This is a genomic window from Paraburkholderia humisilvae, assembly GCF_902859855.1.
GTDB classification, from domain to species: Bacteria; Pseudomonadota; Gammaproteobacteria; order Burkholderiales; family Burkholderiaceae; genus Paraburkholderia; species Paraburkholderia humisilvae.
In genome coordinates, this window is record NZ_CADIKH010000047.1 from 17,923 (window position 1) to 41,816 (window position 23,894).

At 63.6% G+C, this 23,894-nt stretch carries 21 protein-coding genes and 1 riboswitch; of the genes, 12 read left to right on the top strand and 9 right to left on the bottom strand.

Annotated features, from left to right (window positions below; translation table 11 throughout):
• The first annotated feature begins 19 nt into the window (after window positions 1-19).
• Together HV796_RS31570 and HV796_RS31575 are read left to right on the top strand one after the other, a co-directional pair.
• A complete protein-coding gene (locus HV796_RS31570) occupies window positions 20-256 on the top strand; it encodes a hypothetical protein (protein ID WP_175231752.1) in 237 nt (78 codons plus the stop codon).
• Between the two features lie 264 nt (window positions 257-520).
• Window positions 521-778 carry a DNA-binding protein gene (locus HV796_RS31575; RefSeq protein WP_175231754.1) on the top strand — a complete coding sequence of 86 codons (258 nt, stop codon included), beginning with the start codon at window positions 521-523 and terminating at the stop codon, window positions 776-778.
• Window positions 779-845: 67 nt separating this feature from the next.
• On the opposite strand, the gene HV796_RS31580 is transcribed toward HV796_RS31575, so the two are convergent.
• Window positions 846-1,136, bottom strand: coding sequence for a putative quinol monooxygenase (locus tag HV796_RS31580; protein ID WP_175231756.1), 291 nt, complete (start codon window positions 1,134-1,136; stop codon window positions 846-848).
• Window positions 1,137-1,460: 324 nt separating this feature from the next.
• On the opposite strand from HV796_RS31580, the gene HV796_RS31585 reads away from it, so the two are divergent.
• A complete protein-coding gene (locus HV796_RS31585; RefSeq protein ID WP_175231759.1) occupies window positions 1,461-2,723 on the top strand; it encodes an EAL domain-containing protein in 1,263 nt (420 codons plus the stop codon).
• Window positions 2,724-2,736: 13 nt separating this feature from the next.
• Here HV796_RS31585 and arfB read toward each other — a convergent pair whose 3' ends face one another.
• Entirely contained in the window at window positions 2,737-3,144 is a 408-nt protein-coding gene (gene arfB / locus HV796_RS31590; protein WP_175231761.1) for an alternative ribosome rescue aminoacyl-tRNA hydrolase ArfB, read from the bottom strand.
• 216 nt (window positions 3,145-3,360) lie between these two features.
• Between arfB and HV796_RS31595 the strand changes: the two genes are divergently transcribed.
• A complete protein-coding gene (locus tag HV796_RS31595) occupies window positions 3,361-5,946 on the top strand; it encodes an FUSC family protein (RefSeq protein ID WP_175231763.1) in 2,586 nt (861 codons plus the stop codon).
• 15 nt (window positions 5,947-5,961) lie between these two features.
• On the opposite strand, the gene HV796_RS31600 is transcribed toward HV796_RS31595, so the two are convergent.
• Both HV796_RS31600 and HV796_RS31605 read right to left on the bottom strand, forming a co-directional pair.
• Complete coding sequence (locus tag HV796_RS31600) at window positions 5,962-6,189, bottom strand: hypothetical protein (RefSeq protein WP_175231765.1); 228 nt, start codon at window positions 6,187-6,189, stop codon at window positions 5,962-5,964.
• Window positions 6,190-6,313: 124 nt separating this feature from the next.
• On the bottom strand, window positions 6,314-6,790 hold the full coding sequence (locus tag HV796_RS31605) for an Lrp/AsnC family transcriptional regulator (protein ID WP_175231767.1): 477 nt from the start codon (window positions 6,788-6,790) through the stop codon (window positions 6,314-6,316).
• 151 nt (window positions 6,791-6,941) lie between these two features.
• Here HV796_RS31605 and HV796_RS31610 point away from each other — a divergent pair, with 151 nt between their 5' ends.
• On the top strand, window positions 6,942-7,619 hold the full coding sequence (locus HV796_RS31610; RefSeq protein ID WP_175231769.1) for a cysteine dioxygenase family protein: 678 nt from the start codon (window positions 6,942-6,944) through the stop codon (window positions 7,617-7,619).
• 104 nt (window positions 7,620-7,723) lie between these two features.
• Here the strand turns inward: HV796_RS31610 and HV796_RS31615 are convergent, their stop codons facing one another.
• From HV796_RS31615 to HV796_RS31625, 3 genes are all read right to left on the bottom strand, one after another.
• Window positions 7,724-10,444, bottom strand: coding sequence for a mechanosensitive ion channel family protein (locus HV796_RS31615; protein WP_175231771.1), 2,721 nt, complete (start codon window positions 10,442-10,444; stop codon window positions 7,724-7,726).
• A 172-nt stretch (window positions 10,445-10,616) separates the two neighbouring features.
• Window positions 10,617-11,093: a BCAL1086 family glycoprotein gene (locus HV796_RS31620; protein WP_175231773.1), complete on the bottom strand. Its 477-nt coding sequence runs from the start codon at window positions 11,091-11,093 to the stop codon at window positions 10,617-10,619.
• Window positions 11,090-11,587: a GNAT family N-acetyltransferase gene (locus HV796_RS31625; protein WP_175231775.1), complete on the bottom strand. Its 498-nt coding sequence runs from the start codon at window positions 11,585-11,587 to the stop codon at window positions 11,090-11,092. Before HV796_RS31625 ends, HV796_RS31620 begins: the two co-directional genes overlap by 4 nt.
• A 98-nt stretch (window positions 11,588-11,685) precedes the next feature.
• On the opposite strand from HV796_RS31625, the gene HV796_RS31630 reads away from it, so the two are divergent.
• A complete protein-coding gene (locus HV796_RS31630) occupies window positions 11,686-12,267 on the top strand; it encodes a DJ-1/PfpI family protein (protein WP_175231777.1) in 582 nt (193 codons plus the stop codon).
• A gap of 115 nt (window positions 12,268-12,382) precedes the next feature.
• Complete coding sequence (locus HV796_RS31635) at window positions 12,383-12,709, top strand: hypothetical protein (protein WP_175231779.1); 327 nt, start codon at window positions 12,383-12,385, stop codon at window positions 12,707-12,709.
• A 173-nt stretch (window positions 12,710-12,882) separates the two neighbouring features.
• Here the strand turns inward: HV796_RS31635 and HV796_RS31640 are convergent, their stop codons facing one another.
• Window positions 12,883-14,553: a sensor histidine kinase gene (locus HV796_RS31640; RefSeq protein WP_175231781.1), complete on the bottom strand. Its 1,671-nt coding sequence runs from the start codon at window positions 14,551-14,553 to the stop codon at window positions 12,883-12,885.
• 372 nt (window positions 14,554-14,925) lie between these two features.
• On the opposite strand from HV796_RS31640, the gene HV796_RS31645 reads away from it, so the two are divergent.
• Both HV796_RS31645 and crcB read left to right on the top strand, forming a co-directional pair.
• On the top strand, window positions 14,926-16,128 hold the full coding sequence (locus tag HV796_RS31645; protein ID WP_175231783.1) for an ammonium transporter: 1,203 nt from the start codon (window positions 14,926-14,928) through the stop codon (window positions 16,126-16,128).
• 159 nt (window positions 16,129-16,287) lie between these two features.
• Window positions 16,288-16,349: riboswitch (Fluoride riboswitch) on the top strand.
• Window positions 16,350-16,453: 104 nt separating this feature from the next.
• Window positions 16,454-16,837, top strand: coding sequence for a fluoride efflux transporter CrcB (crcB, locus tag HV796_RS31650; RefSeq protein WP_175231785.1), 384 nt, complete (start codon window positions 16,454-16,456; stop codon window positions 16,835-16,837).
• A 70-nt stretch (window positions 16,838-16,907) separates the two neighbouring features.
• Here the strand turns inward: crcB and HV796_RS31655 are convergent, their stop codons facing one another.
• A complete protein-coding gene (locus HV796_RS31655) occupies window positions 16,908-18,131 on the bottom strand; it encodes a diguanylate cyclase domain-containing protein (RefSeq protein WP_175231787.1) in 1,224 nt (407 codons plus the stop codon).
• Between the two features lie 201 nt (window positions 18,132-18,332).
• Here HV796_RS31655 and HV796_RS31660 point away from each other — a divergent pair, with 201 nt between their 5' ends.
• From HV796_RS31660 to HV796_RS31670, 3 genes are all read left to right on the top strand, one after another.
• Window positions 18,333-18,890 carry an RNA polymerase sigma factor gene (locus HV796_RS31660; RefSeq protein ID WP_175231789.1) on the top strand — a complete coding sequence of 186 codons (558 nt, stop codon included), beginning with the start codon at window positions 18,333-18,335 and terminating at the stop codon, window positions 18,888-18,890.
• 480 nt (window positions 18,891-19,370) lie between these two features.
• A complete protein-coding gene (locus HV796_RS31665; RefSeq protein WP_175231791.1) occupies window positions 19,371-20,555 on the top strand; it encodes an efflux RND transporter periplasmic adaptor subunit in 1,185 nt (394 codons plus the stop codon).
• Between the two features lie 143 nt (window positions 20,556-20,698).
• On the top strand, window positions 20,699-23,884 hold the full coding sequence (locus tag HV796_RS31670) for an efflux RND transporter permease subunit (RefSeq protein ID WP_175231793.1): 3,186 nt from the start codon (window positions 20,699-20,701) through the stop codon (window positions 23,882-23,884).
• Window positions 23,885-23,894 lie beyond the last annotated feature (10 nt).

Here is a 23,894-nt window from a genome sequence, read left to right on the forward strand (position 1 = left end):
CACTCTCCGGAGGTTAGCGATGAAGAAAGTGTCCCTCGCAGTCCTGGTTTCCCTTTCGGCTTTGACGGGCGCCGCTTACGCGCAGCAAGACCAAGGCATCGTGATGAGCACCGACCCGGCCAAGGCCGCCGAGTTCGAGCAGCACGCGCAGGATATCCAGGCCCGTCAGCAGGCCATGGATAACATGCCGGCGGAGCAGCACCACAAGGGAATGATGCATCACAAGAAACCGATGAAATCGGATTCCGCTCAATAAGGTCGATGCGGTTGCCCCGGCTGCCCCCGCCGGATCCGGCGCGGCGACGTGCAACGCGCACCGATGCGCCTATCTGAAGCAAGGCCGGAGCCGTCTTCGCGGTTCCGGCCTTTGTCATTGTGCGACTTCGTTTTGCGTCAACACCGCGCCGCCAGGCCGCGTAGCGGCGGTATGCTAAAGTCGCGCTCCGAAATCCGCTACAACCACTTCAACAAAATCAACCCGATTCAGATCAACCGTGCGCACCGAAGTGCGGAGGAAAGCATGAGCAACATCCAGCTGGACATCGAATGGACCGAAGCCGCATCCCGCAAGATCGAAAAGCTGATGCCGCGTGGCAGTGAGGACGCGTTCCTCGCGTTGCCGCCAGTCGAATGCCTGCCGATGGAAGGCGACGTGCTGTTTCTCGGGCCAGCGGGCAAGCAGCAACCGTTCATCGTCGCGGAGCGGCAGTATCACCATGACGGCGATGCGGACTGGACCATCATTCTAATCCTCGACGTTCCGCACGCGACGCACTGATCGGCCGCAAGCCCACGCGCGCATTCCTTGCGCCAACCCGTGAGCCCGTGCGAATCTCGAACGCGGCTCACATGATCTTCTTCAGCACCCGAATTTCCGAGTGCTCGATCCAGTCGGCAATCTGCTTCCGATAGGCCCCGATATGCGCTGACTGGCCGTGCGCCGCGAGCGCATCTTCGCTTTCCCAGCGTTCGTAGAAAACGAAGCGGCGCGGCTCGCGCAGGTCGCGATGCAGGTCGTACTGCAATGCGCCGCGCTCCGCGCGCGACGGCGCAACGATGCCCTCGAGCGCGACGCGCAACTGTTCTTCACAGCCCGGTTTGGCGATCGAAATTGCCACAACTGCGATTTCACTCATTGCCGACTCCCTTGTTTTGTGCAAAATCAAACAGAATACCCGCGAAGCGCACATCGCACCGGACGCGGTCAAGCGCCAACGCAATAGGGTCGCCCGCTTGGACCTAGGTTCTTATCCGAGTCTGTGATTACCCGAACATTCGCGTAGCGTTCGATTTGCTAGACTGCTTCGGGCAAACTCGCTGGGGCCGCACGAGGCCAGCATCGTCCCGCACGCCCGCCAGCGCGGCGCATCTGCCGCGTTGACGCTTCGGCCGCCGCCGTACGGTTATCCGATTCTCCGGTCCCACCACGCGCCGCACGCTGCATAGGACACTCTGACGCCATGCCAAACGTCGACGATACGACGCTCACTGGCCTCCTGCAGCACATGGTGCTGCAGGAGACAGGCTGGGCCGCGCCATGGCGCACGATCACGCTGCATAGTGTGTTCCAGCCGGTCGTATCGATCACGCATCAGCGCGTGGTCGGCTACGAGGCGCTTCTGCGCGCCTTCGATCCGATCGGCCACCCGATTTCTCCCGCCGTGCTCTTTTCCGGCACCCGCTCCACCGCCGACGCGCGCGCGCTCGACCGGCTCGCGCGCTGCCTGCATGTGGCGAACTTCATGGAACAAGGCATCGACACCGGTTGGCTCTTTCTGAATACGCGGCCGCAGGTATTCGAAACCGGTTGGCCGCAGCGTCCGTTTATCGACGAACTGTCACAGCATTTCGGACTGCCGCAGGAACGCGTTGTCATCGAAGTGCTCGAGCAGCCGGCCGACGACGAATCCGCTGTCGCGAGCATGCTAGCCGCGTCGCAACCGCGCGACTTCCTGATCGCGATCGACGATTTCGGCACCGGCTTCTCGAACTTCGACCGCGTGTGGCGCTTCCGCCCTGACATCGTCAAGCTCGACCGGTCGCTCGTCGCGCGTGCCGGACGACGCGATAGCGACAACGCGCTGATCAATCATCTGATCACGATGCTGCATCAGTCCGGCACGATGGTGCTGGCCGAAGGTGTCGAAACCGAAGACGAGTTGATGACGCTGATGCAGGCCGACGTCGATTTCGTGCAAGGCTTCTGGTTCGGGCAACCCAAACCGTCGATCAAAGCCGCGAGCTCGCGCGTGCCCGAACTGATCGAGCAGATGTGGCAACGGTTCGCCGACTACGAGCGCACGCACACGCGCTACCAGCGACCGGAATTTGAGGGGTTCACCGAAGCCGTACTGGCCGGCGCGCAGATTTTCACTGAATCGGGCGACCTCAACCAGGCCGCGCAACCGGTGTTCAGGATTGCCGACGCGCGCCGCGTGTTCGTGCTCAACGAGCACGGCGAACAGACGGGACCGTCGATCACCGCACGCGATACGCCGCCGCCATCACCGCGCCTCGCGCCGCTCTTTCCCGACACGCGCAATAACTGGTCGCGACGCGCGTACTTCAAGCATGCACTGGCCGCACCCGGCCGCGTCGCGATGATGGGCCCGCATTGCTCGCTGACCGATGGCGAAGACTGCTATACCGCGGCCGTCGCGGTGCGGCGCGACGGCGAGCTGTGCGTGTTCTGCGTCGACTTCCTGCCGGCGAAGCGCGGCTAGCCGCGTGGTTCGATCAGTCTTCGCCGACCCTGCCGCGACCCGATTTCACATCGCCGCGGCGCGACTTGCTGTCGAGTCGCCGTAGTTGCGATGCACGAGTCGGCCGCGTTGCGACACGCGCTTTACGGTTCACACTGACGCTAGCAATCAATTCATCGAGCCGCGCAAGCGCTGCGGCGCGATTCATCTCCTGCGTACAGTACTGCTGCGCCTTGATGACGACCACGCCTTCACGCGTGATCCGGCTGTCGCGCAACGCGAGCAGGCGCATCTTCAGCACCTCCGGCAACGACGACGCACGCACGTCGAAACGCAGATGTATCGCGCTCGACACCTTGTTGACGTTCTGTCCGCCCGCCCCCTGCGCGCGCACGGCGGTCAACTCGATCTCGTTGGGCGGAATGAAATGGCGGTAGGTCATGATCGGAGAGGCGACGCTGGAACGCCAGCGTGGATAAACGGACGACTGCGCTGCATGCGGGCGGCGCAGCGCAACCGCGACGCGACAGCATAGCAAACGCATCGTCGCCGCTGAACCTGGCCGAACGGGCCAGGTCAGAGCGCGAATAAAATCAGTTAGACTCGCCTGCAGTTTTGTCACGCGTCATCCCAACATCTAGCACGCCCGGTCAGTTCGATGCGCTATTCGGTCGAGATCAAGAAATTTCTATACAGCCAATATTTCTACGGCGGCCTGCGCATCGCCGTGGGCGTGTCGTTGCCCGCGGTACTGTGTTTAACGGTATTCCACAATCGCGAGCTCGGCTTCACGATCGCGACCGGCGCGCTCGGCGCGTGCGCCGTCGACATGCCCGGCCCGCTCAAATACAAGCACAACGAGATGCTGGCGTGCAGCCTGATCGGCTTCCTGTCGGCGCTTGCGACGGGACTGGCGACGATCAACTCATTCGCGCTGTGGTGCACCGTCGTGCCGCTCACGTTCGTGCTGTCGCTGATCGTCGTGTACGGCAACCGTTGGCCGCAGATCAGCTTCGCGACGCTGTTCATGATGACGCTAACGCTCGAAGAGCACTTCACGCCGTTGCAGGCGCTCGTCAATGCGTCGTGGATACTGGTCGGCGGCTTGTGGTACACCTACTGGTCGACGTTCGTGAGCCGCTGGATGGTGTATCGGATCGAACAGCAGGCGCTCGCCGAAAGCGTGTTCGCGTGTGCGGACTACCTGCTCGCGCGCGCCGACTTCTTCGACCTCGACAACGACCTCGACGATTGCTATAGCAATCTCGTCGCCAAACAGATCGCGGCAGTCGAGCGTCAGGACGCCGCGCGCGACATCGTGCTGCGCAACCTGCCGAAGCTGAAAAGCGGCCAGCTCGAAGCGGCGCGCGTGACGCTGTTCAACCTGTTCATCAACACGGTTGACCTGCATGAACTGTTCGTCGGCGCGCATACCGACTATCCGCTGGTGCGCACGACGTTCGGCGGCTCCGACGTGCTGACCTTCTACCGCGACCTGATTCGCAAAGCGGCGGCGGACCTTGAGGACATCGGCCTCGCGGTGCTGCAGGATCGTCCGTCGCGCGCCCGCATCAACGTCAAGGCGGAACTGCGCGCGATCGAGTACGAACTCGATCAGATGCGCAAACACGGCTTGCCGACGAAGAACCCCGAGGCATACGCGGCGGTGTCGGCATCGTTCAGGCGGCTGTGGAGCGGGACGCGTCTGATCGACAGGATGCGGCGCAGCCTCGCTGATCAAACGTCGTCGACCGAAACCGAACTCAGGATCGACCAGGCACTGTCCAAATTCGTCTCCAGCCGGCGCGTGCCGTTTCGGCAGATTTTCTCGAATCTTTCGATGGCGTCGCCGAGCTTTCGCCACGCGCTGCGCGTGACGATCGCGGTGGCGATCGGCTACTGGCTCGGGCGGCTGCTGCCGCTCACCAACGCGTACTGGATTGTGATGACCGTGATCATCATCCTGAAGCCGGGCTATTCGCTGACCAAACAGCGTAACGGCCAGCGTATCGTCGGTACGCTGATCGGCTGCGCGGCGAGCATCGTGCTGATGATCTTCGTCAAGGAGCCGCATATCCTGCTCATCGTGATGTTCGCGTCGATGGTAATGAGCTACAGCCTGCTGCTGTTCAACTACACGGCAAGCGTCGTGTTCACGTCGTCCTACGTGCTACTGATGTTCCATCTGCTCGCCCCTGGCAGCATGCGGATCATCGGTGAACGCGCGATCGACACCGTCGTGGGCTGCGCGATTGCGATTGCGGCAAGCCATCTGTTCCCGTATTGGGAATATCGGCTGATGGGCAAGCTTGTGAACAGCATGATCGCGGCGACGCGCCAGTATCTGGAAGCGAGCTGGTGGTGGAGCGGCAAGCCGGCGCTCGCGGTCGCGCCCGCGGTGGTGACCGAGGCCGGTGCGCGCGCGCCTGCCGCCGCTGTCGCGCAGGAGCCTGCCGCCGGCGCGGCGGGTCGCTACGCGGGCACGCCCGCAGGCACTCCAGCAGACACCCTGACAGGGACTCGCGGCGGCACCGTTGGAAAGACCGGCAGCACGGTCGCTGGTGAACCCAGCGGCGTCATGGAAACGCGCCGCGTCGACCCAAAGGATGAAATCGACTCGAAGGACACGCTGGTCGCGACCCTCGCGGCCGCGACCGCGACCGCCATCCCCACGGACAACGCATCCGGGCCGGCGACAGGCGGGCGCGCCGCCGCGTCCACCGCAGCCGCTTCCGCGGCAGCCGGAGCGCTCGATCGTGATTATCGCTATCGTCTCGCACGCAAGAACGTGCATATCGCGTTTGCCAATCTCGGCCAGGCGTTCCAGCGCATGATGCTCGAGCCCAAGTCAGCGCAGAAATTCGTTCCCGAACTAAACAATCTGCTGGTGCGCAGCCATGTGCTCGCATCGGAAATCACCGCTGCGGCGCCGCTGTTGCGCACCGTGATCCAGCTGGACCGCAACGCTCAGCAACCGCTGCAACGAGGGCTAAGCGTCGTGCGCGAAAACCTCGAGCAAGCCGAAGCCGGTACGCCGCCGCCCGCCGATCAGGCGGAGCTCGTCAAGCGACTGACCCGTGAACTGGACTCGATGGTGATCGACGCGGAAAAAGCGCCGGAAAGCGCCGGCAAACCGGAGGCGGTCAATGACCTGAAGCTGCTTGCGCATCAGTGCAAGCAGATGCTTGCCGCGTCGTTTCTGATCCGCAAGGACGCAAGTGTGATCCAGCTGCCGGAAAACTGAGCAGCCCCTGCTGCGTCACTGTGCCGCACTGCCCGAAGCGCCGGAAGCAGTCACCGCATGGGTTGCGGATGCGTCCGCGGGAGCGGACACGGCAGCCGACGTATCGTCCGGCGGATTCTCGCGATCGAACTCTCGCTTCTCGGTGATCGCGTTGTACAGCACGGTCGCTATCACCAGTAGCACCACGACCACGATCAGCACGGCGACACCGAAGGTCGGGTTCTTCTTGCGCGGTTCGTTCATCTGAAAGCTCTGCCTGCGGTTAACTCGACAAAGCCGGCATTCTACGCTGCCGCGCCTTGCGGGCGGCTTGCGGTCCCGCGCCGCGATTCGAACCTGGCGAGGCTTCGGCGCAGGTCGGCGGACCTCAGTGACCGCCCGTCACCCCGACCGAACGCACCGGCAGCGCCGTCGAATACTTGATCTGTTCCATCGCGAAGCTCGAACTGACGTCGTAAAGCGGCACCGCACGGATCAGTTGCTTGTACACGCGGTCGTAGTCGTCGATATCGGACACCACCACGCGCAGCAGGTAATCCGTTTCGCCGCTCATCCGGTACACCTCAACGACCTCCGGGATGTCCCGCACCGCGCGGGTGAATGCGTCTGCCCACGCTTCCGTGTGCTGGTTCGTGCGCACCGCGACGAACACCGTCGTGCCGACGCCCAGCTTGCGCGGATCGCACAGCGCGACCTGGGCGCGGATAACGCCCGCTTCTTTAAGCCGTTGCACCCGTTTCCAGCAGGGCGTCTGTGACAGGTTCACGCGCTGCGCGAGCTCGGCAACCGGCATCGTCGCGTCCTGCTGAAGCAACTCGAGCAACTTCCTATCGATGATATCCATGGATGATGTCCATTTAATTTCCGCTTACAGATAGAAAAATTTTCTATCTCAGAGCGCTCCAGGGAAATTATATGAAAACTCTTTCTCCGCGCAAACCGGTATAAATGTGATTACCCGACCACTCGAAATCACAGGAACACCGGAGCCTCCGATGAGCCATTCCGTCCATCCGCTCAACGCCGATCGCCACGGCAAAAAGACCTCGCGCCATGCCGCCGCGTCAAACCGTTTGGCGCGCCCCGCTCAGCCGGCGCTGTGTTCGGCCAGCGCGATCGAGCGCCTGCGCGCCGCGCTCGATGCCACGTTCGATGCGTACCGGGAGGCTGCCGACCCATCGAATGAAGCACGCTTTGCCCGCGCGGTGCGCGCCGCGCTCGTCGAAGCCGCCGCCGATGCGCAACTGCTCACCCCCGCGCAACGCGAAGGCGCCACGGAAAAGTACCAGCGCCACCTGCTCGCCGCCGATCCGCTAGGCCGGTATGCGATCGCATCGCTGGTCTGGTTGCCGGGCCAGATGAGCCCCGTGCATGCGCATCACACCTGGTGCGGCTATGTCGTGCTCGACGGCACACTCAGCGAAGCGATCTATGACTGGAGTGAAGCGGAAGACTACGCGGTGCCGGTTCGCACGCAGGCGCGCGAAAGCGGCGCGGTGTCTTACACGCGCGCGGGGCGCGGCTGCATTCATCGGCTGGGCAATGCGAGCGCAGCGCCCGCAATCTCGCTGCATGTGTACGGCGTACCCGACATCCAGTTCGCGACCCACGTCAACGACGTAGTGCGCTGCCACGCGGAAAACACATTGCAAACCGCCACGGCACTTGCGTGAACTGAACCCGCCTTGTTTGTTCTTCCCGAATCGCGGGACCGCATTGCACGCGCGCCACCCGTCGACGATGGTTGTCCGGACAACCATCGTTCGCGTGAGTTTCTCTAGGTCTTGCCTGTTTCACCCGCGGTCGGAATCTGCGGCGGCACCGATTCGGTCTGCCCGGTGGACGGCGGCGCCGGACGTGGCTCGTGCGAGACATCGCGGGCGGGCGGCGTCGTCAATCCTACCCCGCCGGCGCCGCTGCCCGCTGCGGCGAACCCCGGCATTGCACTGGTCTTCGGCCGCAATGCGCTCGCCGCCCCGTCTTTATGCGCCGTGCTCCCCGGATGCATCTGATGGGCAGCGGCTTCGCGCGTCGACATCGACGCGACCGCGGCGTCGGAAAACGGTTCACCCTGCTCGTCCTGCGCGCCGGTGAAGATGCGCATCTGCGGAACCGGAATCTCGATGCCCGCTTCGTCCATCTTGCGCTTCAGACGCTGATTGAACGCGCGCGCAACGCTCCACTGCTGAAGCGGCCGCGTCTTGATCTGCCCTTTGACGACCATCCAGTTCGGATCGAACCGGTCCAGCCCCCATACTTCGACCGGTCCGAGCATCTCGCGCCGGTAGCGGAAATCGGCCATCAGGTCCGCACCGACTGCGCGAATCAGCTGTGTGACCTGATCGACATCGGCCGAAAACGGCACGCGCACTTCGAACACCGCATACGCAAAATCGCGTGACAGATTCTTCACAATCTTGATCTGCGAGAACGGAATCGCGTGAATCGCGCCTTGACCGTCGCGCAACCGCACGGTGCGGATCGACAGATACTCAACCGTGCCCGCATGCCCGCCGTCGACGTCGATCCAGTCACCGACCGAGATCGTGTCTTCGAGGATGATGAAAAGCCCGGTGATCAGATCGGCCACCAGCGATTGCGCGCCGAAGCCGATCGCCAGACCGATGACGCCCGCGCCCGCCAGCAGCGGTGTGACGTTGATGCCCAGATTCGCCGCGGTAACAATGCCGGCGATGGTCAGAATCAGCACGAAAAGCACATTGCGCAGCAAGGGCAGCATCGTGCGCGCGCGCACGCTCGGGTTGCGCGTCTTGTTGCGCGGATTGCCCGGGTTCAGCGCCTCGAGAATCGCGGTGTCGATCAGAATCCAGACGAGCCACGACAGGAACAGCGTCACGACGATCGCCGTCATCGCATGCGCGATGCCGCGCGCGGTCACGCTCTCTTCGATGATCTGCGCCAGCGACACATCCCACAGCCGCGACGCGAGTTCGAGGTACGCGAGCCAGATAAACAGCATCAGCAGCGTGCCGGCGAAACGCGTCAACCGGGTCACATACGGTGAGCGCCGCCGCCGGCGTGCGCTTTGCGGTCGCGTGACGCGCATCACGATCGCCGACAGGAAGAAGGCAAGCACCAGCAGCAGTGCGGTGACCACTGAGATCTGCAGTACGTTTTCGCCGCTGCCCATTCCACCGATCGTCGCGACCACCGACGCGATCGCGAGCACCAGCATCGGCAGATGCCACAACGAGCCGAGCACGTCGAACGCATCGGTCGCCACCTTGTGGCCATGCCGCTGTTCGTACGACCGGTTGCGGATCAGATGCGCGACTGGCCGGCGAAAGGCAATCGCGAAATACGCGGTCAACGCGGCGGCCGCCATGTTCGACACGGTCGACACGAGTGCGGCGAGATTGGTGCCGAGCTGATGCGCGACTTCGTAGTTCGTCGCCGCGTCGCCGAGCGCGCTGCAGATACCGATTGCGAACAGCAACCGGCGCGCATGTTCGATCAGCAGTTGCACCGCCGCGCGGCGATGGCCGGAGCCGAACAGCGAAAACATGATCAGGCAGATCGCCGAAAACACCGCACCCGCGACGATCGCGTACGCGATCACCATCGCGAGCGTGCGGCCAAGCGCGTCCGGCATCGAACGCGCGAACATCAGCGCGGCGACAAACGCGACGATCCACGGACCGACGCGACGCAGTGCGAAGATCAGCAGTTCACGCGTGGTCGGATTCGCATTCAGCCTGACGACGATCCCGTAGCGCCTGTGCACCTTGCGCTGCGCGTAGATCAGCGCGGCCGCGCAAGCCCCCCAGCCCGCGAGCATGGCAAACATATCGAGCACGACGCGGCCGAACTTCTCGCGCCCCTGGCTCGACACGATGGTGTACAACTCGTTGCCGGCCGCATTCAGACGTCCAGACCAATAGCTAAGCGGCGTGCGTCCGCGATTGACGTCCGCCTCGACCGACGCGATCCCCGACGCGATTGCGCCGAGCAGCCCCGGGCTAGGCTGCGCCGGCGCGGCCGGCCCGGCCGGCCCGACGGTTTGCGTCGCTTCGCGCAGCTTCTTCAGTTGTCCGACGAGCGCGGTGCGCTGGCGATCGTTGTCGAGTGTCGAGATCACGCTGTCGAGCGACCGGTTGAGTTCGGCCTGACTCGCAGGCGACGGCGCGGACGCCGCTTGCGTAGCCGATGCGGCGGATGCGGGCGACGCCGTCGCGCTGTTGATCAGGCTTTGCAGCGCGGGCAGCACGGGACCGCCTGCGGCAAGCGCGATGCGCGGCAGCGGTAGCAGACAGCAGGCAAGCGCGAACCCTGTGCACAGCGCCCAGCGCGCGCGGTATGCAAAGCGGGCACCGCGCGCCGCCACGCACGCTACACCGCGTGAAGCAACGCGCATGGCAAGCAGTGCAAGCGCAAAGCACAACGAAAAGATTGCGAACGCCGACACGGGCCAGCGCGCCGAACACTTACCGGCGTTCGACGCAGCTCGACCTGCACGCCGCAGCGGACATAACTTCATGACGGGCAGTGACTCAACGGCAGAGGGCCAAGTTTAGCCGCAGTTGCACCCGCAAAGCCGGATACAGGTGCGGCGATTGCGTAACGGAATGTTAGATCGCTTGCGCAGACACGCAATCCGCGTTCCGCGGTGCAACATCCGCCGTCAAATGCCCGTCAGACGACACGCACCACTATTTGTCCATCTGCTTTTGTGCGTCGCTCGTATCGCTGGATGACGCGGCGGAATTGGCCGCGGTATCGCTCGACCACTGTTGCAGCCTGCGACCCGCCGCTTCGAGCCCCGCGCCCGCAGTGCCCGCGGCCTTGCCGAGCGCCGCCTGGGTCGCGCTTGCCGCATCATGCAGATTGGCTTGCGCAGTCGATGCGAGATGACTCGGGTCGATATTCACGGTGGCAGCCGGGTTCGACGCATCGGAGGCCGCGGTCGCGACGTTCTGCTCAACGGTCGCGCGCGCGGCATCGGTCTGCTGGCCGACATAGCTTGCAGCCTGGTCGAGCTTCTGCCCTGCCTGCTGCGCCACGTCGTTGAGCTTGCTTGCCGCCTGTCCAGCCGTCGCATCGTTTTTCTGGCATGCGGCAAGCCCACCGAGCAAGGCGGCGGTGAACACGGTACAGCGCAGCAGCGGATAACGGGAGAATGGATTCATTGAGGAATGTGCGCCGCGACGAGCGGCTTCTGCATGCGAAAGCGTTTCAATGATACGCCGTTGCGTTCGACATCCTCTTCTGCGAGCACATGAAACCCGGCCCGCTCGAAGCTGCGCTTTGCGCTCGCGCTCGCATGCGCGGTCAGCAACGGCGTGCCTGCCGCGCGTGCAACCGCTTCGAAGCGCGCCAGCAGCGTCCAGGCAATGCCCTGCCCCGCAAACGCAGGCGCTGTATACAGCATCTGCACATGATCGGCAGGATGCAACTGCCCGAACGCGGCAATCGTGTCGTCCGCAACCGCGACGAGCGTCAGGCCCTGCGCGAGACGCGAACTGAACGCGTCGAGATCGTCAACCGACGCCGCCCATGCGGCGCGTCCAGCCTCATCGTAATGTGATGCGGCAAGCTGCATTACCGCGTCACGAAACAGCTCGGCGAGCACAGGCGGATCGCCGGCTCGAAGGGTTCGCCACTCAATATGATTGATTGCCATTGCTTCACCATTCTTCGCGTTTCTGTCGTGCTTCTGTCGAGATCGAAGGAGTAGACTCATTGGCGACCAACGTGTTCCATCCTCAACGGAGGCATTCGATGGCAGCTAAAAAGATTCTCTTTTTAACCGGCGATTTCGCCGAAGATTATGAAACGATGGTGCCCTTTCAGGCACTGCAGGCCGTCGGCCATCGCGTCGATGCAGTGTGCCCGGGCAAGCGTGCGGGCGAACGGATCAAGACCGCGATCCACGACTTCGAGGGCGATCAGACCTACAGCGAAAAACCCGGCCACCAGTTCACGCTGAACGCGACCTTCGACGAAATCGAACTCGCGCACTATGACGCACTCGCGATCGCCGGCGGCCGCGCGCCCGAGTATTTGCGGCTCAATCAGAAAGTGCTCGACGTGGTGCGCCATTTCGCATCGAGCGGCAAACCCGTCGCGGCGATCTGCCATGCGGCGCAGCTACTCGCGGCCGCCGATGTGATACGCGGCAAACGCATTTCCGCGTATCCCGCATGCGCCCCCGAGGTCAGGCTCGCGGGCGGCGAATATGCGGAAATCGCCATCGACGCCGCGCACACCGATGCGAATTTTGTCACCGCGCCTGCATGGCCCGCTCATCCGGAATGGCTGCGGCAGTTTCTTGTGCTGCTTGGCACGCGCATCGAACTCTAAACCGCTCACGCGACACCTGCGGCGATTGCGCACACGTTGCTCGATTGAGACTTATCCGATGGTCTGAAAAGAGGGGCCTCTCTAAAGTCGACGGCTGACTTCGGAGGCCCGCTCCATGGACCTGACCAACTGGATCATCATGCTTGCCATCGCGTGGATCGCGGTGGCGTTTTTTTGCCTGCGCAGGCGCGCGGACTGGTCAATAGAAAACCGTGCGCGACGCCGCGCGGGTATGCGTCTGATCGCGCAGGCCGTGTTCGCACTGTGGAGCGCCACGCTGATCGTGCTCCGCGGCCTCGCGCTCACCAGCGCGCACCGCATGCCAGATGCCACGCCGCTTGCGATGCTGATCGCTGCCGCGTTGCTGTCCGCGTGCGGCGCTTACTGGCTGATCCGCGGTGCGAGGCTCCTCAAGGCGCGCAGACTCTTCGCCGCCTGTTGAGCAGTCGCTGAACGATCGCAAACCGTTGGCGGACCGTCACGTCGCTGACGCAATCGGCGCGCAGGCTCAGTTCAACATGCGAATTTGCGCGAGCCTGAATGAGTAATATCAGCGGGGAACCTCAGCGGACGACATCGGCGGGTAACACCAACGCGTAACGTCGACCTGTTGCGTCAACGTGTACTCAGCGGCCAGATCGCAAAACCGAGGTCCTGCGTGCCGGTCGCTTCTTCGGTGACCTCGTCTTCCTGCGGCAAACGCGAAGCGGAATCGGGCAGCGACAGGAAAAACGTGGTGCCGACATCCTCCATCGATTCGGCCCATACCCGCCCGCCGTGACGCTCGACGACCCGGCGCACCATCGCAAGGCCAATTCCCTCACCCGCGGCGATATCGCCGTGCAAGCGCTGAAACGCATTGAACAGGCGCGGCAACGCGACTTCCGGAATGCCCAGGCCGTTGTCTTTCACATAGAAAATGCGCAACGATTGCACGCCCGGCGGAGCGGGCGCGGTGCCGATCTCGATGATGCCGTTGCGTTCCGGATGCAGATAATTCACCGCGTTGCCGATCAGATTCGCGAACACCTGCTCGAGCGCGGTCGCGTCGCCCCATACACGCGGCAACGTGTGCACGACGACCCGCGCGCGCCGCGCGCGAATCGATACCTGCATCGCATCGATCACGCGCTGTACGATGTCGCGCACGTCGACCTGCTGGTGCCGATACTCGACACGGCCGACCCTCGACAAGCGCAGCAACGCATCGATAATATGCGACGCGCGCAGCACCGCGGTCTGCAGAAAATGCAACGCTTCGCTGATGTCCCCGTCAATCAGACGCTCGATATGCTCGCGCTGCGCGCGTGGCAGCGACGATTGCCGCACTGCTTTGCGCAGGTCGTCACACGCGTGCAGCAGTTCCTTGGAAAAGCCTTGCAGATTGACCAGCGGCGCGCGTAAATCGTGCGATACGCTATAGATAAAGGTTTCGTTTTCCTGAGTCTGCTGGCGCAGACTCTCGTTCGTCCGCGCGAGCTCGCCGGCACGCCGCGCGAGATCGAACTGGAAACGCGCCTGCAACCGCTCGGCTTCGAGCAGCCGGCGGCTCGTCTCATGCAGCGTGCGATCGAGGCGTGCGATCTCATCCGTGCCGGTATCGAGCGGCGCAAGCGGTTCGTTGCTGGCAAGACGGCTCGCATTGTCGGACAGCAGGTCGAGCCGGCCGCCGACACCGCGCGTGAATAGCCAGCACGCGAGCGCGACGAAGGCGAGCGAGCCGAGCACCGCCGCGACGATCAGTACTTGCTGCCGCGCCCGCGCCGCCGCCGCCGCACTCGTGCGCAGTGCATCGAGCCGGCGTTCTTCGGTCTGAAACGCGGCAACCTGCATGCGGAAATTGTCCAGCACATCCGTATTCGCAAGATCCCTGAAGCGCTCGATCACGTCGTGCCGCCGCCCCGAACGCATCAGGTCCTGTACGCGGTCCGACCACTGCCGGTACGCTTGCGCCGCCTGACGGATCTGCACCGCGCGCTCGACCTGCGCCGGGTCGTTCGATACGGTCTCGGCAAGCTGGTCGATGCGCCGGTCGGTGTCGACCCACAGCGACACCGGTGTGCCGACATTGCGCGCGCCGTCCACCACCGCGCCGCGCAGGCGCAGCGACTCGAGCAGCACCGGATCGAGAATCGCGGTGGTCTGATGCAGCACGTCCTCGCTATGCAGACTCCAATGCTCCGCTTCGCGCGCGTCAGCCTGCGCCTTGACGATGCCGGACAGCAACGCCAGTTCGATGACGGCTGGAATCGCAATCAGCAGTAGCCCTTTGGTGGTCAGTCTCATTGAGGCGCGAAGAAGGTTCGTCGCGCCGCCGGGCGGCGCACGCGGGACGGAACATTATGTCGTTGTTTGAGTAGCGTGACAAAGATCGCACGAGGCGCTCATGCAAACAACGATCGTAATGGAAATGGAAGTCGATGCCCGTTAATGGAACATTGCATCGCCCCATGTTAGAGCAATCGCACTCTCATAGTGCGCGATAGAGATACACCGGGACACGCCCGGCGGCATGCATCGCAGCGAAGCCAGGCCATACCGGCCTCTGTCATCCCATTTCAGTGCGAATCCGCACCGGCACGAAGCATGTTCGGGCCACATTGGCCCATTTCTTGCACGCGACGCCCGCTTTTTGCGCAAAACAGCTTTCACCGCCCAATGGACAACCTCAAAACCGGCACCGATACCCTCTTTCTGCTGCTCGGCTCCGCGATGGTGCTCGCGATGCACGCGGGCTTCGCGTTTCTCGAACTCGGCACGGTCCGGAAAAAGAATCAGGTCAACGCGCTCGTGAAGATTCTCATCGACTTTTCAGTGTCGACGATCGCGTATTTTTTCATCGGCTACACGATTGCATACGGCGTGCGGTTCTTCGACAGCGCGTCGATTCTCGCCGCGCATGACGGTTACGCGCTGGTGCGCTTCTTCTTCCTGCTGACGTTCGCCGCCGCGATCCCCGCGATCGTGTCGGGCGGTATAGCAGAACGGTCGAAATTCAATCCGCAACTGTTCGCGACCTTCGTGCTGGTCGGCTTCGTCTACCCGTTCTTCGAAGGGATCGCCTGGAACAACCGCTTCGGCATCCAGGGCTGGCTCGCCGCGACCTTCGGCGCGCCGTTTCACGACTTTGCCGGCTCGGTGGTCGTGCACGCTTTCGGCGGCTGGGTCGCGTTGCCGGCCGTGCTGCTGCTCGGCGCGCGACACGGGCGCTATCACCGTGACGGCCGGATTGCCGCCCATCCGCCATCGAATATTCCATTTCTCGCGCTGGGCGCGTGGGTGCTAGCGGTCGGCTGGTTCGGCTTTAACGTGATGAGCGCGCAGACCATCGACAGGATCAGCGGTCTCGTCGCGGTCAATTCGCTGATGGCGATGGCCGGCGGCACGCTGACCGCATGGCTCGCGGGCCGCAACGATCCGGGCTTCGCGTACAACGGTCCGCTCGCGGGGCTCGTCGCCGTTTGCGCGGGCTCCGACGTGATGCACCCGCTCGGCGCGCTCGTGACGGGCGGGCTCGCCGGCGTGCTCTTCGTCCATATGTTCACGTGTGTGCAGAACCGCTGGCGCATCGACGACGTGCTCGGCGTATGGCCGCTGCATGGCTTGTGCGGCGCATGGGGCGGCATCGCGGCCGGCATCTTCGGACAGCGCGCCCTGGGCGGCCTCGGCGGCGTATCGTTCGCCGCGCAACTGATTGGCACACTCGGCGGAATCGCGATCGCCACCGCGGGCGGCACGATTGTGTACGGCGCGATTCGCGCGGCGGTCGGCCTGCGTCTGACTCAGGAAGAAGAGTTCGACGGCGCCGATCTGTCGATTCACCGGATTTCGTCGACGCCGGAACGCGAAACGGTTCTCTGAGCGCAGCGGCCGGTGCCTGGGTACGCCTGGGTACTGAAGTGGAAAATAGGTGCGCGATGACCCCACGAAGTCTCCATCGCACACGCGATGCGGGCGTACAACAGGCTCCGGCCTCGCCGCCGCCCATGGCGCCCCGTTTAGCGAACAGCAATGATAGACTTGCGCACCGGAGATGGCATTCTCCCTTAACTGCCCTCGTGGCTGATGATGCCTGCTTCGTCCGGCTGACCTCGGACGCCGCATCATCACGCCAGGAGTTCAGCGTTGTTCGCGTGCGGTTCATCGTCAGCCGGGTTCGTCGACGTTCCGACTTTCCAGGCCTTCCATGTATCTATCCATCCTTGCCGTTGGCATCGGCGGCGCGCTGGGCTCGCTGTTCCGCTGGTTTCTTGCGATCCGCCTGAACGGGGTCTTTCCCGCACTGCCGCTTGGCACGCTCGCGGCCAATCTGATCGCCGGCTACATCATCGGTGTCGCGGTTGCGTTCTTCGCGCGCACGCCCAACCTCGCGCCCGAGTGGCGCCTGTTCGTGATCACCGGCCTGATGGGTGGCCTGTCAACCTTTTCGACGTTCTCCGCGGAAGTCGTGCAACGGCTGCAGGAAGGGCGGTACGGCTGGGCGGCCGGTGAAATCGCCATTCACGTGTCGACGTCGCTTCTCGCGACGATCGCGGGGCTTGCGACGGTCGCGCTGGCGGCGACCCGCTAGCGGCTTGCCGGCCACTTACCCGTCGTTTTCTGGCAGCTTACTGGCGGCACTCGAACCCCATGCCCGCATGTCAGCGCGGCAGCGTCACCACGTTACCTTGCTGACGGCCCGGTCGTGTGCCGAATCGATAAGTCGAGCGCCCGCCCTGCTTCGCCGTATACATTGCGGTATCGGCGACGTCGAGCAGTTGCTCGACCGAATCGACCCGATCCGGCCACGTCGCGATGCCAACGCTCACGCCGAGCGGAAAGCGCCCGCCGTAGTCACGCTGTCCGATCTCCTGCACGCGCTCGATGAGCCGTCCCGCGAGTTCGCGCAATTGCGCTTCATCGCTGTAGCCGGGCACAAGCAGCACGAATTCGTCGCCACCGACGCGCGCCAGCATGTCCTGCTGCCGCGTCACCGTGCGCAGCGCCTCCGCGATACGGCGCAGCAGCGAGTCTCCGGCGCTGTGGCCGAGCGCGTCGTTGACACCTTTGAAACCGTCGATATCGAGGTAAAACAGCGCAAGCCGCTCCGCACCTGGCGCGGCGCTGTGGTCTTCCCGTTCGTCGAGCGCCGCGAGCAGCCTGCGCCGGTTCGGCAACCCCGTCAGCGGATCGTGCGCGGCGGCCACGTCCAACGCGTTTGAATGGGCGCTGATCTTGCCGAACGCCCGCCTCTGCACGAACAGCGTGTAGACCAGCAGGCCGCAGATCAGCACCGCCAGCGCCACGAGCGCGACCGTGCCCCACAGCAGCCGGTCATGCGCGTCGCGCACCGCGGCGGCGCGCCGCGCGCGCCAGTCGTTCAGCAGCTCGCCGAGGTCGTCGCGCAGCGAATCCATATAGCGCTTGCCCTCGTTCGTCTGCACCAGCGCGATCGCCGCGTCGCGATCGCCTGAACGGGCCAGTTCGACCGTGCGCGCAAGCTCGATCACCTTCAACGTCTTCGCATGCTCGATGCGGCGCACGAGTTCGACGGATTTTTCGTCGTTCGTGACGACCCGTTGCAGACGCAGCACCGTGTCGTCGAGATCCTCGATGCCGCCGCGGTAGGTCGCCAGATAACGCTCATCGTTGGTCAGCAGGTAACCGCGCTGACCGGTCTCCGCATTCTCCAGGTCATGCAGTACCCGGTTCGCCGCGCCTAACACCGCGAAAGCTTCTTCGTCGCGCAAGCCATCGTCGACGATCTTGCGCGCTTCGAAGACAAATAGTGCGGCGGCAACGATCAAACCGATCGCCATCGCCGCATAGAGCGTAAGAAAGCGATTGCGGTCAGCATGGGCGGAACGGGCAAGGCGTGGCTGCAAAAAAGAACTCCCGGCGGTGGCGGCACGAGCTACATGATAGCGAAACACGTGCAAGCGCCCGGCGTCGCGAAAATTACCGTGTCATTCCACAAAACACCCTTCCCGCGACGAGACCGTCGGCCTCGTTGACAATTTTGACATAGATGTCAAAATAGATCAGGACTCGAATTTCATGTTGTGTTGACTTGACTGGCACTGCCGATGACCGGCACCGACCTGGCTGGCCTGCTTCCCGACCTGTTGCCGCGACTCTGGGCGTTCGCGCTGCGGCTGTCGGGCAACCGGCACGATGCGGAAGACCTCGTGCAGCACACCTGCTTGCGCGCGCTCGAACGACAGCATCAATTGAAAGCCGATACATCGCTGATCGGCTGGCTGTTCTCAATCGCCCATTCGGTCTGGCTCAACGAGCTTCGTGCGCGGAGCATTCGCGGCCGCACGAATATCGCATGGGATGACGCACTGCTCGAAGTCGTCGCCGACCCGAACGCGCCGACGCCGGAAGCGCACCTGATGGTCGAACAGCTCATCATCCAAACGGTCGCGCAGCTTCCGGAGACCCAGCGCTCGACGCTGTTACTCGTCGCTGTCGAAGGACTCTCCTATAGCGAAGCGGCCGCGACGCTTGGCGTGCCGATCGGCACAGTCATGAGCCGTCTTGCGCGCGCCCGCCATTCGATTGGTGTGCTGGCCGGCGAACTCGGATTGCACGCCCCCGAACCGCCCGCGTCGCGCGAGGCGGATAACGAAATCTCGTGAGCGGTCCGACGTTGCGGCGCGATCGACATGCCTACTGCGACGAGCAGACGGAACGCTTTAACGTGCGCGCGTATTCCATGGAAAACATTAAAGATGAAGCCGTTTTACGCAATAGTGTCATTTACGCGCCAACGTTTATTCGCTAGTACGCATGCAGCGACAATCATGGCGTTTTTGACAAGCCCGGCCTACCCCCCGCAATCACCCTGCGCGTGGCTCAAGTCAATTCCCCTTGCAGTTGCAGACACCAATTTTTTGTAAATACACCTGATTCAGTTCGGCATTAATCCGTTGCGTCGGGTGTTATGTGCTTCGTGTGGACCGTGTTCAAGCGGTCTCCACGCAGTCTTCTTTTCGCGGCGGACAACCCCGGTCGTGCGAATCAGTCAAGCCGCCTCTGTGCGAGGCGGCGCTGGTCCCGCTCGCCCGTCGGATCCGCCTTCGATTAAAGCGTTAATTTGATTCGGCTGGGATGCCAATATGCTGAAAAATTCAAAGCGAACGATCTGGGCGCTCGGCGCGTTCATCGTGATCGGCGGAGCCGTCCGGCTCGTCGCATGGCGCAACGACGCGGGCCCGGTCAGCTCCGCCGCGGCGGCCGACCAGGCGGCGGCGCCAGCGGTCGAAGTCGACGTCGCCACCGTGATCTCGCGTCCGATCATCGACTGGCAGGTTTACTCAGGCCGGCTCGAAGCGATCGACCAGGTCGATATCAAACCGCTCGTGCCCGGCACGATCGTCGCCGTGCATTTCAAGGACGGCGCGCTCGTCAAGAAAGGCGACCCGCTCTTCACGATCGACCCGCGCCCGTATGTCGCCGAAGTCGATCGCGCGTCCGCGCAGCTCGCGATGGCCGTCGCGCACGAAAAGTACACCGACGCGGACGCTGCGCGCGCGGATCGACTGCTGCCAGACAATGCCATTGCGAAGCGCGACTATGACGAAACACAAAGCCGCGCGCACGAGGCGATCGCCCAGGTGAAGGCCGCCCAGGCCACGCTCGAAGCCGCGAAGGTCAACCTCGATTACACGCATATCACCGCGCCCGTGTCCGGGCGCATGTCACGCGCGCTGCTGACGGTCGGCAACGTGGTCGCTCCCGGACCGAGTGCGCCGGTGCTGTCGACGCTCGTATCCGTGTCGCCGATCTACGCGGCGTTCGACGTTGACGAACACACGTACCTCGACTACCTGAACCGCGACGCCGGCCACCCGGTGCCCGTTTCGCTCGAGCTCGCGAACGAAACCAGCTACAAACGCGAGGGCGCGATCTACTTCGTCGATAACCATCTCGACACGAGCTCCGGCACGATCCGTGTGCGTGCGCGCTTCGACAACGCCGACGGCTCGCTCGTGCCAGGCCTGTACGCACGCGTTCAGGTGGGCGGTGGTGACCGGCACCCGGCGATCCTGATCGACGATGCGGCGATCGGCACCGACCAGGCCAAGAAATTCGTGCTCGTCGTCGACAACACGAATCACGTGCAGTACCGCGAGATCGTCCAGGGCAACCTGCATGAAGGCCTGCGCGTCGTGACAAGCGGACTGAAGCCGGGCGACCGGATCGTGGTGAACGGCATCGAGCATGCGCGTCCCGGCGATCAGATCAAGGCCCACAACGTCGACATGGCGACCGCGGCGCGCGCGAGCGGCTCGGCGGCCTGATTTCGCTACCTGATTCGCACCTGAGTCCGAATGGGCGCCCCGATCGCTAGCGATCCATACCTGAGCGGCCCGCGCAATCCGTACGAATCGCGCGGCGCCCGCCTGACGACGACGCAAAGCCCTGTAAACGACGGAACCTGATCATGAACATATCCCGATTCTTCATCGACCGGCCGATCTTCGCGGGCGTGTTATCGATGCTGATTCTGCTCGGCGGCATCATTTCGCTCCAGATTCTGCCGACTGCCGAATACCCCGAAGTCGTGCCGCCCTCGGTAGTCGTGAAGGCGCAATATCCGGGCGCGAACCCGAAGGTGATTGCGGAGACCGTCGCATCGCCGATCGAGGAGCAGATCAACGGCGTCGAAAACATGCTGTACATGCAGTCGCAGGCGAACAGCGACGGCAACATGACGACCACCGTCACGTTCAAGCTCGGCATGGACCCGGATCTCGCGACCCAACTCGTGCAGAACCGCGTGAACCAGGCGCTGCCGCGGCTGCCCGATGAAGTGCAGCGCCTCGGCATCACGACCATCAAGAGCTCGCCGACGCTGACCATGGGCGTGAACCTGGTGTCGCCGGACGGCCGCTACGACATGACCTATCTGCGCAACTACGCGCTGATCAACGTGAAGGACCGGTTAAGCCGGATTCCGGGCGTAGGCGAAGTGCAACTGTGGGGCTCGGGCGACTACGCGATGCGTATCTGGCTCGATCCGCAGAAGATCGCCGAGCACAATATGACCGCGACCGACGTGGTCAACGCGATCCGCGAGCAGAACATCCAGGTGGCCGCGGGCATCGTCGGCGGCGCGCCGTCGAATGCGCCGCTGCAGCTGAACGTGAACGCGCGCGGGCGCCTGACGACCGCCGACGAATTCCGCGACATCGTGCTGAAGGCGTCACCCGACGGCGCGGTCACCCATCTGGGCGACGTCGCACGGGTCGATCTCGATGCGCAGGAATATGGGCTGCGTGCGATGCTCGACAACAAACAGGCTGTGATGATGATCATCAACCAGCAGCCTGGTGCGAATTCGCTGGCCATCGCGCAGAACGTCTACGCGACGATGAAGGAACTGAAGGCCGATATGCCGGCCGGCGTCGACTACAAGATCGCGTATGACCCGACCGAGTTCGTGCGCGACAGTATCAAGGCGGTGATCCACACGCTGATCGAGGCGATCGTGCTGGTGGTGATCGTCGTGATCGTGTTCCTGCAAACGTGGCGTGCGTCGATCATTCCGCTGCTCGCGGTGCCGGTATCGATCATCGGTACGTTTTCGCTGATGCTCGCGTTCGGCTTCACGATCAATGCGCTCTCGCTATTCGGCATGGTGCTCGCGATCGGTATCGTGGTCGACGATGCGATCGTGGTGGTCGAAAACGTCGAACGGAACATCAGCAACGGCCTCACCGCGCGCGAGGCCACCTACGAGGCGATGCGCGAGGTGAGCGGACCGATCATCGCGATCGCCTGTACGCTCGTCGCGGTGTTCGTGCCGCTCGCATTCATGACGGGCCTGACCGGTCAGTTCTACAAGCAGTTCGCGATGACCATCGCGATCTCGACGGTGATCTCCGCATTCAATTCGCTGACGCTGTCGCCGGCGCTCGCCGCGCTGCTGCTGAAGGATCACCACGCGCCGAAGGACTGGCTCACGCGCGTGATGGACAAGGTGCTCGGACGCTTCTTCCATCACTTCAACCGCGTTTTCAACCGTGGTTCCGAGAACTACAGCAAGGGCATCAAGGGCGTGATCGGCCATCGCGCGATCATGCTCGGCGTCTATGCGGTGCTGCTGTGCAGTGCCGGCCTGATGGCGAAGATCGTGCCGGGCGGCTTCGTGCCCGCGCAGGACAAGGATTACGTGATCTGCTTCGCGCAGTTGCCGAACGGCGCGTCGATCGACCGCACCGAGGATGTGATCCGCCAGATGAGCGAGATCGCGCTGAAGCAGCCGGGCGTGCAGCACGCGGTCGCGTTTCCGGGCCTCTCGGTGAACGGCTTCACCAACTCGTCGAGCGCCGGCATCATGTTCGCGAAGCTGTATCCGTCGGCGTCGCGCGGCAAGGGCGAATCGGGCAATGAGATTGCCGCGGCGCTGAACCAGAAGTACGCGGGGATCAAGGGCGCATTTATCGCGGTGTTCCCGCCGCCGCCGGTGCTCGGTCTCGGCACGCTCGGCGGGTTCAAGATGCAGCTCGAGGACCGCGGCGCGCTCGGTTACGACGCGCTCAACAGCGCGGTGCAGGCATTCGTCAAAAAAGCCGCGCAGACGCCTGAGCTCGGCCCCACCTTCTCGAGCTACCAGATCAACAATCCGCAACTGAACGTCGATCTGGACCGTGTGCGCGCGAAACAACTGGGCGTGTCGATCACCGACGTGTTCGACACCATGCAGATCTACCTCGGCTCGCTGTACATCAACGACTTCAACCGCTTCGGCCGCGTCTATCAGGTACGCGTACAGGCCGATGCGCCGTTCCGCGCCAATGCCGCCGATATCGGCTTGCTGAAGACGCGCAACGCGGCGGGCGACATGGTGCCGCTGTCTTCGCTCGTCAAGGTGACGCCGACCTACGGGCCGGAGATGGTCGTGCGCTACAACGCATACACCGCTGCGGATATCAACGGCGGTCCGGCGCCCGGCTACTCGTCCGACCAGGCGCAGGCCGCCGCCGAGCGGATTGCCGCCGAAGTCCTGCCACGCGGCATCAAGTACGAATGGACCGACCTCACGTATCAGCAGATACTCGCCGGCGACTCCGCACTGTGGATTTTCCCGATCAGCGTGCTGCTCGTGTTCCTCGTGCTCGCCGCGCTGTACGAGAGCCTGACGCTGCCGCTGGCGGTGATCCTGATCGTGCCGATGAGTCTGCTGTGCGCGCTGACCGGCGTGTGGCTCACGCGCGGCGACAACAACATCTTCACGCAGATCGGCTTGATGGTGCTGGTGGGGCTGTCGGCGAAGAACGCGATCCTGATCGTCGAGTTCGCGCGAGAGCTCGAGATGAGCGGCCGCTCGATCGTCGACGCAGCGATCGAGGCGAGCCGCCTGCGGCTGCGCCCGATCCTGATGACATCGATCGCCTTCATCATGGGCGTGGTGCCGCTCGTCATCTCGGTCGGCGCCGGCGCGGAAATGCGCCGCGCAATGGGCATTGCCGTGTTCTTCGGGATGATCGGCGTGACCTTCTTCGGGCTGATGCTGACGCCCGTGTTCTACGTCGTGCTGCGCAAGCTGACCGGCGACGAGCATCTTGTCGACAAGCACGGCAACCATCCGCATGTGCAAGTCGGCGCATCCGTCTATGAAGAATAAGGGAGACACG